This window comes from Lacinutrix sp. YIN62 (genome assembly GCF_057219185.1).
The window spans coordinates 1-16,633 of the sequence record NZ_JBXVVH010000006.1 but is presented as its reverse complement, the minus strand read 5'-3'; the positions used below and the strand labels follow the sequence as shown (position 1 = coordinate 16,633).

Genomic DNA, 16,633 nt, shown 5'->3' with positions numbered 1-16,633 from the left:
AATTAACACAATGAATAAATTAAAACACACTATGAAAATTTTTGCTATTGCATTATTAATATCCCTTAGCTCGGCATCATGCCAAGACAATTACCCTGATCTAGAAGATGGGTTATATGCAGAATTCATTACTAATAAAGGAACAATGGTGGCCAAACTTAATTATGAAAAAGCGCCAGTAACCGTTGCTAATTTTATCTCTCTTGCAGAAGGAACAAATACAAAAGTAGATACCGCCTATATTGGTAAAAAGTTTTACGACGGAACAACATTTCATCGTGTTATTGATAAATTTATGATCCAAGGTGGAGACCCAACGGCTTCTGGAGCAGGAAATCCTGGATATAAATTTAAAGATGAAATCAATGAAATGAAACATAGCAAGCCAGGTATATTGTCTATGGCTAATTCTGGACCAGCAACTAATGGTTCTCAATTTTTCATTACAGAAATCCCTACCCCTAATCTAGACTCTAAACACACTGTTTTTGGAGAACTCGTTCTAGGATTAGATATTCAAGATAGTATTTCTAATGTAAAAACAGGAGCTAGAGATAAACCCGTTGATGATGTTGTTATAGAGTCCTTGAATATTATTAGAAAAGGGGCTACTGCGAAAAAATTTGATGCTCCAAAAGTATTCGACGATTACTTTATTGAATTAGAAGCAAAAAATAAGGAAGCTAAAGCTTTACTAGAAAAATCTAAAGCCGCTTTCTTAAAAACAAATAAAGCGTTAAAAGAAAAAGCAACAGTTTTACCTTCAGGAATAGCGATTACAAAACTAGAAGAAGGTTCTGGAGTAAAACCTACTACTGAAAATAAAGTATTAATTAATTATGCTGGATATTTAGAAAACGGAACCTTATTTGATACTAGCTGGTCTGAAATAGCTAAAGAGTACGGCGTATATGATGAGCGTCGCGCTAATCAAGGCGGCTACCAACCTTTCCCGATGATTTACAACACAACAGCTCGTTTGGTTCCTGGCTTTAGAGAAGCAATGCTAACGATGAATGTTGGAGACAAAATAAGAGTATACATCCCATCTTCTTTAGGATACGGAGAAAGAGGTGGTGGACCAATTCCTCCAAACTCTAATCTTATCTTTGATTTAAAACTTGTTGATATAGTAAAATAATCGTTCCGCTCTTATAATATGCTTAAAAAGGAACAAAAAAAAAGCCTTCATAACTCTATTTAGTATGAAGGCTTTTTTTATTTCCTTTAGTGTTATACAACACGAAACTCATGTAAAAACAACTAGTGTTTAACTCTTTTTCGGAATACGTTTTAAAATTTCCAACACAAATTCCCAATACTTACGTGCCGATGGAATATTTGCACGCTCATCTGGTGAATGCGCCCCTTTTATTGTGGGCCCAAAACTAATCATTTCCATTTCTGGGTAATGCGTTCCTAAAATACCACACTCTAATCCAGCATGACAAGCTGCTACGTGTGCTTTTTCTCCGTTCATTTCCTCATACAACTCACTAAGCACTTTTAAAATGGAAGATTCCATATTGGGTGTCCAACCAGGGTAATCTCCAGAACACTCAACCTCACAACCTGTAAGCTCAAAAGTTGCTCTTAACATGTTTGCCAAATCTATTTTAGAGCTCTCTACCGATGAGCGTGTTAAACACCCTATTTTTAACGCTCCGTCCTTAAGAATTACACGTGCAATATTATTAGACGTTTCAACCAGTTCTGGGATGTCGGCACTCATTCTATACACTCCATTCAATGCAGAATACAAAGCGCGTGTCACACCTTCCTGAACTCCTAAATCCATTATTTGCTTAGGTGTTTCCGTTTTTAGAAGTTCAATCTCTAAATCTGGCTCCATAGTTTTTAATTCCGTTTTAATAATGTTTGCAAGCTCCTCCATTTCATTATTAAACGCAACTTCATGTACAGCATCTATGGCTACTATAGCATTACTTTCTCTAGGAATAGCATTACGTAAACTACCACCATCGATCTCAGAAATACGCAATCCAAAGTTTTCAAAACCATCAAAAAGTAAACGGTTCATTATTTTATTGGCATTTCCTAAGCCCTTGTGGATATCCATCCCTGAATGCCCTCCTTGCAATCCTTTTACTATAATTTTATATCCTATTTTAAACTCTGGTGTTTCCTCTTCTTTATACGTTCGTGTTGCTGTGACATCTATACCTCCAGCACAACCAACGCCTATTTCATCATCTTCTTCTGTATCTAAATTTAAAAGAATACCGCCTTCTAACAAACCACCTTTAAGCCCCATTGCCCCTGTCATTCCAGTTTCTTCATCAATAGTAAATAACGCTTCTATTGCTGGGTGTGCAATTTCTGTACTTTCTAAAACAGCCATAATTGTAGCAACTCCCAAACCGTTATCTGCTCCTAAAGTCGTTCCTTTAGCTTTTACCCAATCCCCATCGATATACATATCTATGCCTTGCGTATCAAAATTAAAATTGGTAGCTGCATTTTTTTGATGAACCATATCTAAATGCGATTGCATAACAATGGTCACCCTATCTTCCATCCCTTTTGTTGCAGGTTTTTTTATAATAACATTCCCCACTTCATCCTCTATGGTTTCCAAACCTAATTTAGATCCAAAATCTTTCATAAACGCTATAACGCGTTCTTCTTTTTTAGAAGCTCTTGGTACAGCGTTTAAATCTGCAAATTTATTCCAAAGTTCTTGTGGCTCTAATGCTCTTATTTCTGAATTCATTGACTTGTTGTTTTTTTGAATTGCAAAAATACAAATTGATATTAAAAAAGTTCTGCATTTAAAATAGATTAATAGTCAAATAACAAATCAAATATTCCTTTTAAATCAAAGTGCGTATATCATTAGAACAAATGCAATATCTTTCATAACAGACAACTAAATAAACGGCATATTTTATTTATTTTTGGAATATGCTAAAAAACAAAAAGCTTATAATTGCTGTATCGCTTATTCCCGCAATAATAACAGTAAAATTACTGGCCTTATTCCCCGAATTTATTGAAACCTACTATAGTTCTGGCATTTATCCATATATCTCAAAACTCTTTAGATTTTCATTAGGTTGGCTGCCATTTTCCTTTGGAGATTTTATTTATGCCCTGGGTATCCTCTTTGTCTTGCGATGGTTTATTGTAAATAGGAAACGGGTTATAAGAGATTTTAAAAATTGGTTAATAGATGTATGCTCTGCACTTTCTATACTTTATATTACTTTTCATATGGTATGGGGAATGAATTACTATAGACTTCCACTTTATAAAACATTAGACCTAAGTCCAGATTACACCACAGAAACTCTAATCTCTGTCACCAAAAAACTTATTGCCAAATCTAATGCTATTCAATTGAAGCTTACGAAAGACAGCACCTTAAAAGTAGAATTCCCGTATTCTAAATCTGATATTTTAAAACGTGTCCCTGAAGGTTATGCTACTTTAAAAGAAAAATTCCCTCAATTTGAGTACACTCCAAAAAGCATAAAACAATCTCTTTTTAGTTTACCGTTATCCTATATGGGCTTCAGTGGTTACTTAAATCCACTAACTAATGAAGCACAAATAGATGATCTAATTCCCGCTTTTAAATACCCTTCTACTGCATCTCATGAAGTCGCTCATCAATTAGGCTATGCGGCAGAAAACGAGGCCAATTTTATAGGGTATTTAGTCACCACAAATCATAATAACATTTATTTTAGGTATTCTGGATACACCTTTGGATTGCGGCATTGTTTGCATGAAATATACAAACGAGACAAACAAGCCTATTCAAAGCTTCTACCAACCATAAATGAAGGTATCTTAAAAAACTACCAAGAAGTACGTGAATTCTGGGAAGACTATCAAAACCCTTTAGAACCTATTTTTAAAGAGACGTACAGCTCTTATCTACAGGCAAATAATCAAGAAGATGGTATGAAAAGTTACAACTATGTTGTTGCTTTATTGGTTAATTATATTCAAACGCATCACTTTAACTGAATAACAATGTTAAATATAACGGTAATATATTTTTAATTCACTCATATTACTATCTTTAAATTTATAATCCCATATTAAACTAACTTATGATTAAAAAGTATTTTATGTTCACCTATCTCTTGTGTGGTTTTATGCTATTTGCTCAAGAGAACATTCCTAAAAACGATGGTGTTAAAACTAACCACTCTAATTATACAGCATTTATAAATGCTAAAATTTATATTTCCCCAACCCAAGTCATAGAAAAAGGGACATTATTAATTAAAGATGGTAGAGTTGTCGCCTCTGGAGTTGCTATAACAATCCCAAACAATAGTGTAACTATAAATCTCTCGGGTAAAAGCATCTACCCTTCTTTCATAGACATCTATTCTTCATTTGGAATCTCCAAACCCAAAAGACCCGCTAATACTTCACGAGTTCCTCAATACGATGCCAGTCGAGAAGGTTATTATTGGAATGATCACATTAGGTCAGATCAAAATGCTATAGATTATTTCAATTTTAACTCACAAAGCGCTAAAGAATTACAAAAATTGGGATTTGGAGTTGTAAACAGTCATATTACAGATGGTATTATTAGAGGCACCGGTACTTTAATCTCATTAAACACAGAAGGAGCGAATAATAATCATATTCTAGACGAGAATATTGGACAATATTACGGCACTAAAAAAAGCATTACCTCTAGACAATCTTACCCCTCATCGCTTATGGGAACATTAGCTTTATTACGGCAAGTAAATTTTGATGCAGACTGGTATGCAAAAGGCCATATTAAACAAAAAGATAGAGCTTTAGAAGCATTTATAAAAAATAAACCCTTAGCTCAAATTGTAGATGCAGGGAATAAGCTAAACGTACTTCGATTAGATAAAATAGGCGACCAATTTAACACGCAATATACCTTTGTTAGTGGTGGCGATGAATATGAATATATTAAAGCTATAAAAGCAACCAACGCGAAGTTTATAATCCCTTTAAATTTTCCAGACGCGTATGATATGGAAGATCCCTTCTTGGCAAAATCTGTAGACCTTGCTGATTTACGTGAATGGAATCAAAGACCATATAATCCTAAAATATTGGCTGAAAATAATATCCCTTTTGCATTTTCCACCTATAAGTTAAAGAAAACAAAAAACTTTATTCCCAATATACTTAAAGCTATAGATGCTGGTTTAGCAAAAGAAACAGCCTTAGCAGCTTTAACAACCATTCCTGCTGGTATTATAGGTAAAAGTGATGAAATAGGAACGTTAAAAATGGGAGCTTATGCTAATTTCTTAATTAGTTCTGGCGACATTTTTGAAAAAGGAACTACAATTTACCAAAACTGGATCGTTGGGGTTAAAAATGAGATTTCTCCTATGAATATAATAGACACTCGAGGAGATTACAGCTTTAAACTAGATAATAAAACTTACGACTTATCTATTTCTGGAACGTTACAAAAACTAAAAACTAAAGTAAAATGTGGCAATATGACTTTAGGTACTAAGATTAAACGTCAAGAGGATTGGATACACTTAACATTAGCATCTTTAGACACAACAAAACAAGAGTTTATTAGAATTGCTTACAAAGTAATAGATAACAAAAACTTGAAGGGTAAGGTTTATTTTCCTAACGGAAATGAAAGCGCTTTTTATGCCTTAAAAAAAGAAACGAAAGCCGCTAAAAAGAGAAAAAAAGAAACGAAAAAAAATACCTCAAAACACAAACAATTATTTCCTGTTACTTACCCTAATATGGCGTATGGATTTGAAACATTACCGCAACAAGAAACGGTATTGTTTAAAAATGTAACCGTTTGGACTAATGAAAAGGAAGGTATTTTAAAAAACACCGATGTCTTAATTAAAAATGGTAAAATTGCAAAAATAGGACATGAGATCTCCCCCTCAGGTAAGACTACTATTGTCGATGGAAAAGGCAAACACCTTACAGCAGGAATTATTGATGAGCATTCACATATAGCAGCAAGCTCTATCAATGAATCTGGGCATAATTCTACTGCCGAAGTAACGATAGAAGACGTTATAAACCCTGAAGACATAAATATTTACAGAAATTTGGCTGGTGGTGTAACATCCATTCAAATACTTCACGGTTCGGCAAACCCAATTGGAGGACGTTCTGCCATCATAAAATTAAAATGGGGTGAATCTGCTAATAATCTATTATTTAAAAATGCTCCAAAATTCATAAAATTTGCCTTAGGAGAAAACGTAAAGCAAAGTAATTGGGGCGACAATGCTAAAACACGTTTTCCGCAAACAAGAATGGGTGTAGAACAATTGTATATAGATTATTTTCAACGTGCTAAAGAATACGATGCTTTAAAGAAAAGCAATTCCCCATACCGTAAAGACCTAGAGCTAGAAACTCTTGCTGAAATTATAAATAAGGAACGTTTTATTAGCTGTCATTCCTATATTCAAAGTGAAATTAATATGCTAATGAAGGTTGCTGAGCAATTCAACTTTAATATAAACACCTTTACTCATATTTTAGAAGGGTACAAAGTTGCAGACAAAATGAAAAAACATGGCGTTGGTGGCTCTACTTTTAGTGATTGGTGGGCCTACAAATACGAAGTTAACGATGCTATTCCATACAATGCGGCAATAATGCATAATGCAGGAATTACAGTTGCTATTAATAGTGATGATGCGGAAATGTCTAGACGTTTAAATCAAGAAGCTGCAAAATCTATAAAATATGGTAATATTAGTGAAGAAGACGCTTGGAAATTTGTAACCCTAAACCCTGCAAAGCTGCTACACATAGACGATCGTGTTGGCAGCATTAAAGTTGGTAAAGATGCCGATGTTGTATTATGGAGTGACAATCCTTTATCTATTTATGCCAAGGCAGAAAAAACGATAATTGAAGGAGTAACTTATTTTGACATTACTAGAGATGCACAAATGCGGAAAGCTATTAAAAAAGAAAAAAGTGACTTAACAACACTTATGCTTCAAGCAAAAAATAAAGGGCTAAAAACGAAACCTATAGAAAAGAAAGTACAAACGCATTTTCATTGTGACACCGATTTTTAACCCCAAAAATATTTACAACAACACATTTATAGAAATGAAATATTTTAAACAACCTATAGTATTACTAGCGTTATTTTTCACTTTAGTAGCAAACGCACAACAAACACCTGCAAAAAAACAAACACAAGCTTATACCATTGAAGGCGCGATTGCGCATCTTGGAAATGGAAAAACCATTGAGAACTCATTAATTATGTTCGATAATGGAAAAATCACATTTGTTGGTAATGCAAGCATGAAAATCGCTCGATTAGGAAAAGTTATTAATGCTAAAGGAAAACATATATACCCTGGATTTATTGCTCCTAACTCAACTCTAGGTTTAATTGAAATCGATGCTGTTCGTGCCACTAGAGACAATGATGAAATAGGTATTATGAATCCACACATTCGTAGCATTATAGCCTATAATACGGAATCTAAAGTAGTAGAATCTATGCGTCCCAATGGCGTATTAATGGCGCAGATTACACCTCGTGGCGGACGCATATCTGGCAGTTCTTCTATTGTACAATTAGATGCTTGGAATTGGGAAGATGCGATTATTAAAGAAGATGATGGTATTCATATGAATTGGCCAAGTCCTTTTTCTCGCGGACGCAGATGGTTAGGTGAGTCTTCATCTTTAAAGATGAATAAAAATTACAAAAAACAGGTTACTAGTCTTACTACTTATTTTACAGAAGCAAAAGCTTACAACTCAGGAGAAAAGACTCCTAGACACCTTCCCTTTGAGGCATTGCATGGCCTTATAACAGGAACTAAAAAACTATATATTCACGTAAACAACGAGAAAGGGATAACAGATGCTGTAGCCTTTTCTATAGCCAATAATATTAAAAATATGGTTATTGTTGGTGGCTATGAGGCCGCTTTGGTTTCCGATGTATTGAAGCAACATAATATTCCCGTCTTATTAAAACGTGTGCATAGCACTCCTACCAATACAGATGAAGATTACGATGTGCCTTTTAAACTAGCAAACAAACTGGTAAAATCTGGCGTTTTAGTAGGTTTAGAGAATGCTGGCCAAATGGAGCGTATGAACACACGTAACCTCCCCTTTCTTGCAGGCACCTGTGTCGCTTATGGCTTAACAAAAGAAGAGGCTTTAAGTCTAATAACATTGAATACAGCTAAAATTCTAGGTATAGACGATAAGGTCGGTTCTATTGAAGTTGGTAAAATGGCCACACTGTTTATTAGTGAAGGAGATGCTTTAGATATGAGAACAAATAAACTTGTTAAAGCATATATCGAAGGAAGAGATATTAGTTTAGCCACTCATCAAGTAGAGTTATATGAGCGGTATTCTAAAAAGTACAAAAATTAGTATTAAAAACCCTTATTTAAAAATGAAATAAAAAAGCTTCAGTAATTACTGAAGCCTTTTTTATAATTATAAATCGTCCTTAGCTTTATTCAACAACTAATCCCTTTATTATTGGGTTGGCTTAGTATGTCTACCTTTTATATCGTGAATTTTCTATGCCTATATTTATTATACATAGAATAATTAAAAAAGAGACTTAAAAGCTTTTGCAACGTTACTATACCCTATAAGTTTTTTATTCTATAACTATAGCATCATCTCGTTTTTTAAAAATGGCATCATTAAGCTTAGTTTTAGCTACAGAAACATTAACAAATTTCTTTTCACTTTGCTTCTCTCCTATTGTAAAACCATCAGTCTTATACCATTCTAATTTGGAAGGTAGGACAAATCCATTTACAGTTTGCCAATCGGTGTATCTAACAAAATGAAAATCTTTACTTTTTTCTTTAGAAAAATAAGTCACTGTATACCCTAACCAGGCCATTTTATTAGTGTCTTTATCATAATATAAAATATATTCATCTTTTGAAGATGCTCCAATACCAGATTTGTAAGTGATTTTAATCCCAGGATATTGTTTCCCTTCAAAAGTTAATGGCGCTACATCTTCATAAGTAATACCATCATCTCCCAATACAAATGGCATTCCATAAAAATAAAACATTAAATTATAATAAAATTTAGGATTACTCTTAAAGGCTTTCTCACTACGTTCATCCAACCAAATATATTCTCCATTATATCCCAAAGTATAATCTTTAGTTTCTATCAATGATCTTCTATTCTTAAGATCTGTAGTGGTTTTCTCATTACCATCTGCACCTTCAATCTCAAATGTAAGGCTTTCTAACCTATTCCATTTAGCCATACTTCCATGCGCATCAAAAATACGAGTGACATTTTCAGGATATTCAATTGTTGAAACCGCTATGGTTTTTTCAGAATCTCCCTTGACCTCAATTACCGCTTCATCTTTAACGTTTTCCACCTTTTCTTTACAAGATACAAGCACTAAAAGCAGTATTGCAATGCTAAAATATTTTTTCATAATTTAATTAATTTATTGTCCCAGATAACACTAGACTCTTTTTACTTTAGTTTGAACTTTTGACGAAGATATAATCTTTTCATTACAAAAAATTAATACTTTTTATTTTAGCTCATAAGATTAAAAAAAAAAATAAAAAACACTATAAATAGAAAAAGCACCTGTAAAACAGATGCTTTTCCATACTAACCAACCAAAAATATGATAATTATAGCTCCTAATTATAAAGTAACCACACTTTAAAAACTAATCTACGCTAATAATTACGATTACATAAAGCAATCATCGTGCCAAATGTTATTTTTTAATGCTATTTTTCACAAAGAAACAGTCTAAAGGACAGCTTTTTCGTTTTTTAAATTCCTAATTCAGTAATAAATAGAAAAAGCACCTGTAAATACAAATGCTTTTTTTTTACCGACCAATCAAAATTATGATAATGAGCGCTTATCGTTTAAAGTAATTCCGCTTTAAATGTTTCGCTATTAATAATTATGAGATTTTCAAACCAAACATTATACCAAACTTAATTTTAATTATATTTTTTTTACTTAAAATTAAATCATATCTTTATGATATCATCATAATATCAATTTAAATCAAAACCTATGAAAGAAGAGAAAATCATTACACCTGCTAATGGCTATTTAACACTATTACTATTTTTACTATTATTCTTCGGAAGCATATTCTCTGCAGTCTTTACTAATAATCCTGAATTTATTCTATTAATAATTATAGCTTTATTTATAGCACCTGGCTTTATTATGGTACAACCTAATAACTCTAGAGTATTACTTCTTTTTGGAAAGTATGTTGGAACCGTTAAAAAAAATGGTTTTTATTGGGTAAACCCTTTTTATACTAAAAAAAAGATCTCACTTAGAGCCAGTAATTTTGACAGTGAACGCTTAAAAGTCAATGATAAATTAGGGAACCCAATAATGATTAGTACAATATTAGTTTGGCGTGTACACAATACTTACAAAGCGGCTTTTGATGTCGACAATTATGAGAATTTTGTTCGCGTACAAACTGATGCGGCTGTAAGAAAATTAGCGAGTATGTACCCTTACGATAATTTTGCAGATGAAGGTCATAAAGAAGACATCACTTTACGCTCTAGTGTCAATGAAGTTAGTGAAGCTCTTGAAAAGGAAATAGATGAACGTTTATCTATTGCAGGTATTGAAGTTCTTGAAGCTAGGATTGGTTACTTAGCATACGCACAAGAAATTGCTAATGCAATGCTAAAGCGACAACAAGCAACGGCTATTGTTGCCGCAAGACATAAAATAGTAGAAGGTGCTGTTAGTATGGTAGAAATGGCTTTAGAAGAACTTAATAAAAAAAGTATTGTTGATTTAGATGAAGAGCGCAAAGCCGCAATGGTAAGTAATTTAATGGTTATTTTATGTGGAGATAAAGATGCCTCTCCAGTGTTAAACACTGGGACTTTAAATCATTAATCCTTATTTAAATGAAAGAATACAAAGTCGTAACACCAGTTCTTGGTTTTAGAAACAAGGCAAAAAAACTAGAAGCCCTTTTAAATAAATATGCTAAAGAAGGATGGGTAGTAAATACCATTTCAACAAACCAACACGGTGGTATAGCATATCTTATTTTTGAACGCCATAAAAACAGATAAAATTCCATTTTAGAAAATAACAAGATGTCAAAAAAGAAAGCCTTTGCATTACGAATAAATGAAAACATGCTCAAAGCCATAGAAAAATGGGCTGGGGATGAATTTCGTAGTACCAATGGTCAAATTGAATGGATGCTAATGCAAAGCTTAAAACAAGCTAAGCGTGCCCCTAAACCAATCCATAAAACTAAAGATAAAAGCGACTCTTAAAAGCGTTGTTTTTTTTATGCCATTAATTATAGTATTTTGCAATTGAAAAAATAATTTAAATGGAAAACACACCTCTTTTTACAGACGATACTATTGTATTTGGACTGCTTATGTTAGCTTTAGGAGCTATATTCTATACTGAATCTATAAAAACAGGTTTCTGGCCTCGATTTTATAAAATTGTTCCAGGTTTATTTATGGCCTATATGATTCCTGCATTTTTAACAACATCGGGATTAATCTCGCCTGAATGGGTAACGACAAGTGCTTCAGGAGAAATTGTAACCCATAAATCTAACCTTTACTATGTTTCCAGTCGTTATTTATTACCAGCAGCATTAGTATTAATGACATTAAGTATTGATTTAAAAGCCGTTTTTAATTTAGGTTGGCGTGCACTTATTATGTTTATTACAGGAACCATAGGTATTGTTATTGGTGGCCCTATAGCCATTTTATTAATCGCTATAGTTTCTCCAGAAACCGTTGGAGGAATAGGTCCAGATGCTGTATGGAGAGGCTTATCTACACTAGCGGGAAGCTGGATTGGAGGTGGTGCAAACCAGACGGCTATGTTAGAAATTTATGGTTACAATCAAAAACTCTATGGCGGAATGGTTTTTGTAGACATCGTTGTTGCTAATATTTGGATGGCCTTATTATTAATAGGTATCGGTAAGCGTAAACGTATTAATGCCTGGCTTAAAGCAGATACCGCTTCCATTGAAAGTTTAAAAGAGAAAATGTCTACTTTTACTGCTAAGGTAAAACGTAACCCTTCACTTTCCGATTTAATGATTATGGCAGCCATTGCCTTTGGAACTGTAAGTATCGCTCATTTATGTTCTAACCTATTAGCTCCACTCTTTAATGAAATTGTTTCTGGAATAGAATCACAAACTACGCGTAATATATTTACGTTCTTAGGTTCCAAATTCTTTTGGATGATTAGTATAGCAACCCTTATAGCCATTCTCCTCTCTTTTACAAAAGCTAAAAATTACGAAGGCGCTGGAGCTAGTAAATTTGGGAGTGTCTTTATTTATATACTCGTTGCTTCAATAGGCATGAAAATGGATTTAAAACTTATATTCGATAATGTTTGGTTAATAGCTATTGGGCTTGTCTGGATGACCGTACATGCTGTACTATTAATTAGTGTTGCTAAAATAATTAAAGCTCCATATTTTTTCTTAGCAGTAGGGAGTCAAGCCAATGTTGGAGGGGCTGCTTCTGCTCCTATCGTAGCTTCTGCTTTTCACCCTTCATTAGCTACTGTAGGTGTTTTATTAGCCGTCTTTGGATATGCTGTAGGGACCATTGCCGCAATAGGCTGTACTATTTTAATGCAATTGGCTTCCGCTAGTTAGTTTTTAATAATTATTTATGGCATATTTGCGGAAATTAATTTCAATACTACAAATGCAAAAATTATTAGTACTTCTTGGTTTATTTCTTATTTTTTCTTGTGGAAACGATAATGATAAACTCATTGTAAAAGGAAATGTAAAAGGCTTAAAAAAAGGAACGCTTTACTTAAAAAAAGCTAAAGATTCAATTTTTATTACATTAGATTCTGTAAATCTAAACGGATCTTCTCAGTTTGAGTTAAAAAGTAATATTCAAACACCAGAGTTATATTTTTTGTATCTAGATAAAAATGATAACGATAATGAACGTATTTCATTCTTTGCTAATAAAGGCATTACAGAAATACACACTTCTTTAGAAAACTTTGCTTATGATGCCAAAATTAAAGGCTCTAAACAGCAAGAGGTTTTGGAAAAGCATTTAGCGATGATGTCTAAATTTAATGATAAGAACTTAGAACTTATTAAAGCAAACTTTGATGCTATTAAAGCTAATGATACCGTTTTAGCTAATCAAACAAAAAAAATGTATGATGGAATGCAAAAACGTAAATATTTATATACAGTAAATTTTGCCATTTATAATAAGGACAGTGAAGTTGCTCCTTTTTTAGCGCTTACAGAATTATATGATGCAAACATAAAACTACTGGATACCATTAATAACTCTTTAACTCCTGCAATAAAATCTTCTTTCTATGGAGAAAAATTACAAAGCTTTATAGATAAGATTAAAATTGACGAAAAACAGTAACTAATTTGCATATATCATAAAAAGAGATCGTCTAAAAAGTAAATTTTAGGCGATTATCTTTTTTATTATTTTTAGATATAGATTTTAGCTATGAATATTTGCGTTAAAATCCTTAACTAAAAAAAGTAAAGTTAGTTTATACTTTTTAAGGTTATGAGCCATTGCAATTAGCCCTATTTTCACATTAGCCTTTCCCTCTCTCTTAACATAAAACGTTTGAAGTTCATATTTTGTTTGATGTTACCAAAGACAGTGTTTCCTTGGCTATCAGAGTTCTTTCCCCAACTATAAAAAGTACCTGTACTGACTCCGTATTTACGGTAATTTCTACGACTCCTATTTCTTCAGAACTGCTTAGTATTTCTAACTTTTGTTCTAAGGTCCATTTCTTGTATTTCATCTCTCTAATATATTAGTTTGAAATTTAAAATACCACTCCGATCTATTTTGGGGCTAAACTACATAGGGTTTTAGCTAAAAAGGTTAACTAACCGCAATTAACCGCAACTATATAGGGCTTTAATAGGGCTTTAATAGGGAGTATCTATGAAGTAAACATTAACTAAGCATCTGCATGTCCCGTACTAAAATAACTATTCAGTTTATAATATTAAACCGAATACAATTATACAACCTTATAATTTACATCAGTTAAAGATTAGAGTTTACACTAAATTAGTTTCTAACCTTGTTGATTGTTGTTTATTTCTAAGTTGCTTTTCATCAAAGAAACTCAAGAATACGTTTCTATAAAATACTTTCCAAATACTGCTTCCTATGTCTTCAATTACAATATGTCTTCCTTTTAAAGCAGCCGATATATACCTAATAATATGCAGGACTTACACCAGTAATAAGAAAAAGTGTGAGTAGTCTAAACTCACGACCAAGAATTAGTAAAGTAGGAAATCAAAAGCTACGTAATTTATTATTTATGTGCTCTTTTAATGCTTGTAAATGTAACAAAGCTTGCAGAGAGTTATATGAGAGAATTGTAGCCAAAGGAAAGAGTAAAAAACTGGCTTTAATAGCAGTGTGTAATAAACTTTTAAAACAGGCCTTCGCAATTGCTAAATCAGGATTAATATATGATGAGACTTACAGAAGTACGTTAGTGAAAAATTAATGAGTTTTCACTTGTTTTTATCCACAGTTCTTTGTTGTACACAGTTTTTAATTTCCCTTCTTTTATTTTTTCAATCAGTTCGCATCTTTTTTCCGAACCACTCTGTTCTTTAAAATTCTCTCCAATTCTCACAAAATCATAAGGAATATGTTTGATTTCAGATTCTATAGTTTTTTTAAAACTACTTTCTCCGTAAGCCAAAAGAGTGTTTTTGTCAGAACTCTCCGAACTCAATAATATTTGTTTTAATTCTCCATTTTTTTGTTTAGTAAAAACTCTAAACCTTGATCTATCCATTTCTAATTCGGTTGGATAAAATGCAATTCCGTTTTCATCAAATATAATTTGTTCACGCCTATTTTTTTTTTCGAAAGTTTGACCAAAGTCTGTATTGTCTATTATTATAGCAGTTCCTTTAAATTCTGCTGGTAGTATTATGTCGAATTTCTGGATGTCTGCATAATAAAATCAAATAGAATGATATGCTTTTGAAACCGGAATAAACAAAATTGCCGGTATTAAAATCCAAAACAATTTTTGTTTGATTTTTAAATTCCCAAACAGAAGTGTTATAATTCCAATAATATAAATTGGAAGTCCGATTATAAAACCAAAGTAAATGAAAAAAGGAATTAAAAATCCAAGAATCAATAATGCTATTCCAATTTTGTCAATTCTGTTCATTTCTCAAATTGTGTACAACGTTTTTGTATAAGATTAGTGTGGGAGGTAAACAAACTTTATTTTGTCAACCGAGCTACTGAGCTTATACTTATTTTGTGTTTTTATTTTTGTCGACCTAAAAATAGATAAATAAGTTTAAACGGACTTTATAAATAAACCAAAACTTCGGGCTAAACCACAAAAACCCACATTAATTTTATACGACTTAAGTTAGCATTTTATTAAATTAGACACATAATCATAAAGAACTAAAGCACAGACAATCATCATTAACTTTATTACAAAGTATTCCAGGAATAGGCAACAAAACGGCTTTAATGTTATTGGTTTTTACAGATGGTTTTCATCGTTTTGAAAGTTCAAAAGCGTTATGTAGTTATGCTGGATTAACTCCAATAATAAGACAAAGTGGAAGCCGTGTAAAAGGACGCCCGCGAATTAGTAAAATGGGGAACCCAAAACTTAGAAATTTATTATTTATGTGCCCTTTTAATGCCTGTAAATATAACCGAGCATGTAAAGCCCTTTTCGATAGAATAGTGGCAAAAGGAAAAAGCTGGCTTTAATAGCAGTGTGTAATAAGTTACTAAAACAAGCGTTTTCTATTGTTAAAAATGGGGTGCCTTATAACGATAAATATAGCAATGTTTTGAGGTGTAATTAATTGCGTTTTATTTGGTTTTTACCTCAGTGCTTTGTTACCTGTAGTTTTTTATTTAATTATTTCATAATAAGGTTCTGTATTATTAGAAGAATCCCAAATTGAATTATCAATGTCATTTAACCAAATTTTATCGATTCTAACCAAGTTACTTGTTCTTGTAATTTCAGAAATAATTGTGTCAATTTCGGTATCATTCCAGTGAATATAAGTTTCAGGCAATTCTTCAGTTTCTGAATTATTCACAAAAACTCTTATTCTATATTCACTTTCGTGTTCATAAATCAAGTAATTTCTTGGGTTATCTAAACTGCTATTATAAACTTCTGTTATTTCTCCATTTATTTTATAATACAGTTTTATTTCAGAATGATTAAATGAATTTGGATTTTGTGTATCAAGTAAATCATTTCCTTGAGTATCTTTTACACTAAATTCAAAACCAACGTCATAGTTAAATTGTTCATTGTCATCATCTGAATTACAACTAAACAAAGTGATAAATGTTAAAATTAAAATTAAAGATTTCATAGTATTCATTTTTTAAGGTTTAATATTATATACCATTTTTACTTGGTAATTAAAAGTGTTATTAGCTGGGTTGAAATTATTAAATCCATACCAACCATTGACACTATCCTAAAAAGTGTGTAAGTTCAAAATTTCAGGGTTAGGTTATTTATATCCTAATCCTGTTTTCAAATATAGCTAAAAATTGGTTTAGTATAAGTC

General features: G+C 32.3%; 14 protein-coding genes and 2 pseudogenes. 11 read left to right on the top strand and 5 right to left on the bottom strand.

Annotation, left to right across the window (positions count from 1 at the left end; translation table 11 throughout):
- The first annotated feature begins 10 nt into the window (after positions 1–10).
- On the top strand, positions 11–1,141 hold the full coding sequence (locus AC2D8I_RS05275) for a peptidylprolyl isomerase (RefSeq protein ID WP_484704949.1): 1,131 nt from the start codon (positions 11–13) through the stop codon (positions 1,139–1,141).
- Positions 1,142–1,270: 129 nt separating this feature from the next.
- Here the strand turns inward: AC2D8I_RS05275 and AC2D8I_RS05270 are convergent, their stop codons facing one another.
- Entirely contained in the window at positions 1,271–2,734 is a 1,464-nt protein-coding gene (locus tag AC2D8I_RS05270) for an aminoacyl-histidine dipeptidase (RefSeq protein ID WP_484704948.1), read from the bottom strand.
- Positions 2,735–2,925: 191 nt separating this feature from the next.
- Here AC2D8I_RS05270 and AC2D8I_RS05265 point away from each other — a divergent pair, with 191 nt between their 5' ends.
- The 3 genes from AC2D8I_RS05265 (at position 2,926) to AC2D8I_RS05255 (ending at position 8,394) form a co-directional block, all read left to right on the top strand.
- Positions 2,926–3,996 carry a DUF3810 domain-containing protein gene (locus AC2D8I_RS05265; RefSeq protein WP_484704947.1) on the top strand — a complete coding sequence of 357 codons (1,071 nt, stop codon included), beginning with the start codon at positions 2,926–2,928 and terminating at the stop codon, positions 3,994–3,996.
- 86 nt (positions 3,997–4,082) lie between these two features.
- Entirely contained in the window at positions 4,083–7,061 is a 2,979-nt protein-coding gene (locus AC2D8I_RS05260) for an amidohydrolase family protein (protein WP_484704946.1), read from the top strand.
- Positions 7,062–7,095: 34 nt separating this feature from the next.
- On the top strand, positions 7,096–8,394 hold the full coding sequence (locus AC2D8I_RS05255; protein ID WP_484704945.1) for an amidohydrolase family protein: 1,299 nt from the start codon (positions 7,096–7,098) through the stop codon (positions 8,392–8,394).
- Positions 8,395–8,629: 235 nt separating this feature from the next.
- On the opposite strand, the gene AC2D8I_RS05250 is transcribed toward AC2D8I_RS05255, so the two are convergent.
- Positions 8,630–9,445, bottom strand: coding sequence for a DUF6503 family protein (locus tag AC2D8I_RS05250; RefSeq protein WP_484704944.1), 816 nt, complete (start codon positions 9,443–9,445; stop codon positions 8,630–8,632).
- Positions 9,446–10,053: 608 nt separating this feature from the next.
- On the opposite strand from AC2D8I_RS05250, the gene AC2D8I_RS05245 reads away from it, so the two are divergent.
- The 5 genes from AC2D8I_RS05245 to AC2D8I_RS05225 are packed head-to-tail and all read left to right on the top strand — an operon-like array spanning position 10,054 to position 13,430.
- Complete coding sequence (locus tag AC2D8I_RS05245) at positions 10,054–10,914, top strand: SPFH domain-containing protein (RefSeq protein WP_484704943.1); 861 nt, start codon at positions 10,054–10,056, stop codon at positions 10,912–10,914.
- Between the two features lie 11 nt (positions 10,915–10,925).
- Positions 10,926–11,096, top strand: a complete 171-nt coding sequence (locus AC2D8I_RS05240; RefSeq protein ID WP_484704942.1) for a DUF4177 domain-containing protein — start codon at positions 10,926–10,928, stop codon at positions 11,094–11,096.
- A gap of 24 nt (positions 11,097–11,120) precedes the next feature.
- The gene (locus AC2D8I_RS05235) at positions 11,121–11,306 is read left to right on the top strand and encodes a type II toxin-antitoxin system antitoxin (protein WP_484704941.1); all 186 of its coding nucleotides are present in this window, start codon (positions 11,121–11,123) and stop codon (positions 11,304–11,306) included.
- 59 nt (positions 11,307–11,365) lie between these two features.
- Positions 11,366–12,676, top strand: coding sequence for a DUF819 family protein (locus AC2D8I_RS05230; protein WP_484704940.1), 1,311 nt, complete (start codon positions 11,366–11,368; stop codon positions 12,674–12,676).
- Between the two features lie 52 nt (positions 12,677–12,728).
- A complete protein-coding gene (locus tag AC2D8I_RS05225) occupies positions 12,729–13,430 on the top strand; it encodes a DUF4369 domain-containing protein (protein WP_484704939.1) in 702 nt (233 codons plus the stop codon).
- A gap of 223 nt (positions 13,431–13,653) precedes the next feature.
- On the opposite strand, the gene AC2D8I_RS05220 is transcribed toward AC2D8I_RS05225, so the two are convergent.
- Positions 13,654–13,830, bottom strand: a complete 177-nt coding sequence (locus tag AC2D8I_RS05220) for a hypothetical protein (RefSeq protein ID WP_484704938.1) — start codon at positions 13,828–13,830, stop codon at positions 13,654–13,656.
- A gap of 432 nt (positions 13,831–14,262) precedes the next feature.
- On the opposite strand from AC2D8I_RS05220, the pseudogene AC2D8I_RS05215 reads away from it, so the two are divergent.
- A pseudogene (locus tag AC2D8I_RS05215) lies at positions 14,263–14,556 on the top strand (transposase); the annotation flags it as partial.
- On the opposite strand, the gene AC2D8I_RS05210 reads toward AC2D8I_RS05215, so the two are convergent.
- Positions 14,542–14,853, bottom strand: a complete 312-nt coding sequence (locus AC2D8I_RS05210; protein ID WP_484704937.1) for a hypothetical protein — start codon at positions 14,851–14,853, stop codon at positions 14,542–14,544. The pseudogene AC2D8I_RS05215 and the gene AC2D8I_RS05210 overlap by 15 nt on opposite strands.
- A 647-nt stretch (positions 14,854–15,500) precedes the next feature.
- Here AC2D8I_RS05210 and AC2D8I_RS05205 point away from each other — a divergent pair.
- Positions 15,501–15,904 (top strand): annotated as a pseudogene (locus AC2D8I_RS05205) (transposase); the annotation flags it as partial.
- Positions 15,905–15,952: 48 nt separating this feature from the next.
- Here the strand turns inward: AC2D8I_RS05205 and AC2D8I_RS05200 are convergent.
- The gene (locus tag AC2D8I_RS05200; protein WP_484704936.1) at positions 15,953–16,432 is read right to left on the bottom strand and encodes a hypothetical protein; all 480 of its coding nucleotides are present in this window, start codon (positions 16,430–16,432) and stop codon (positions 15,953–15,955) included.
- Between the last annotated feature and the right edge of the window lie 201 nt (positions 16,433–16,633).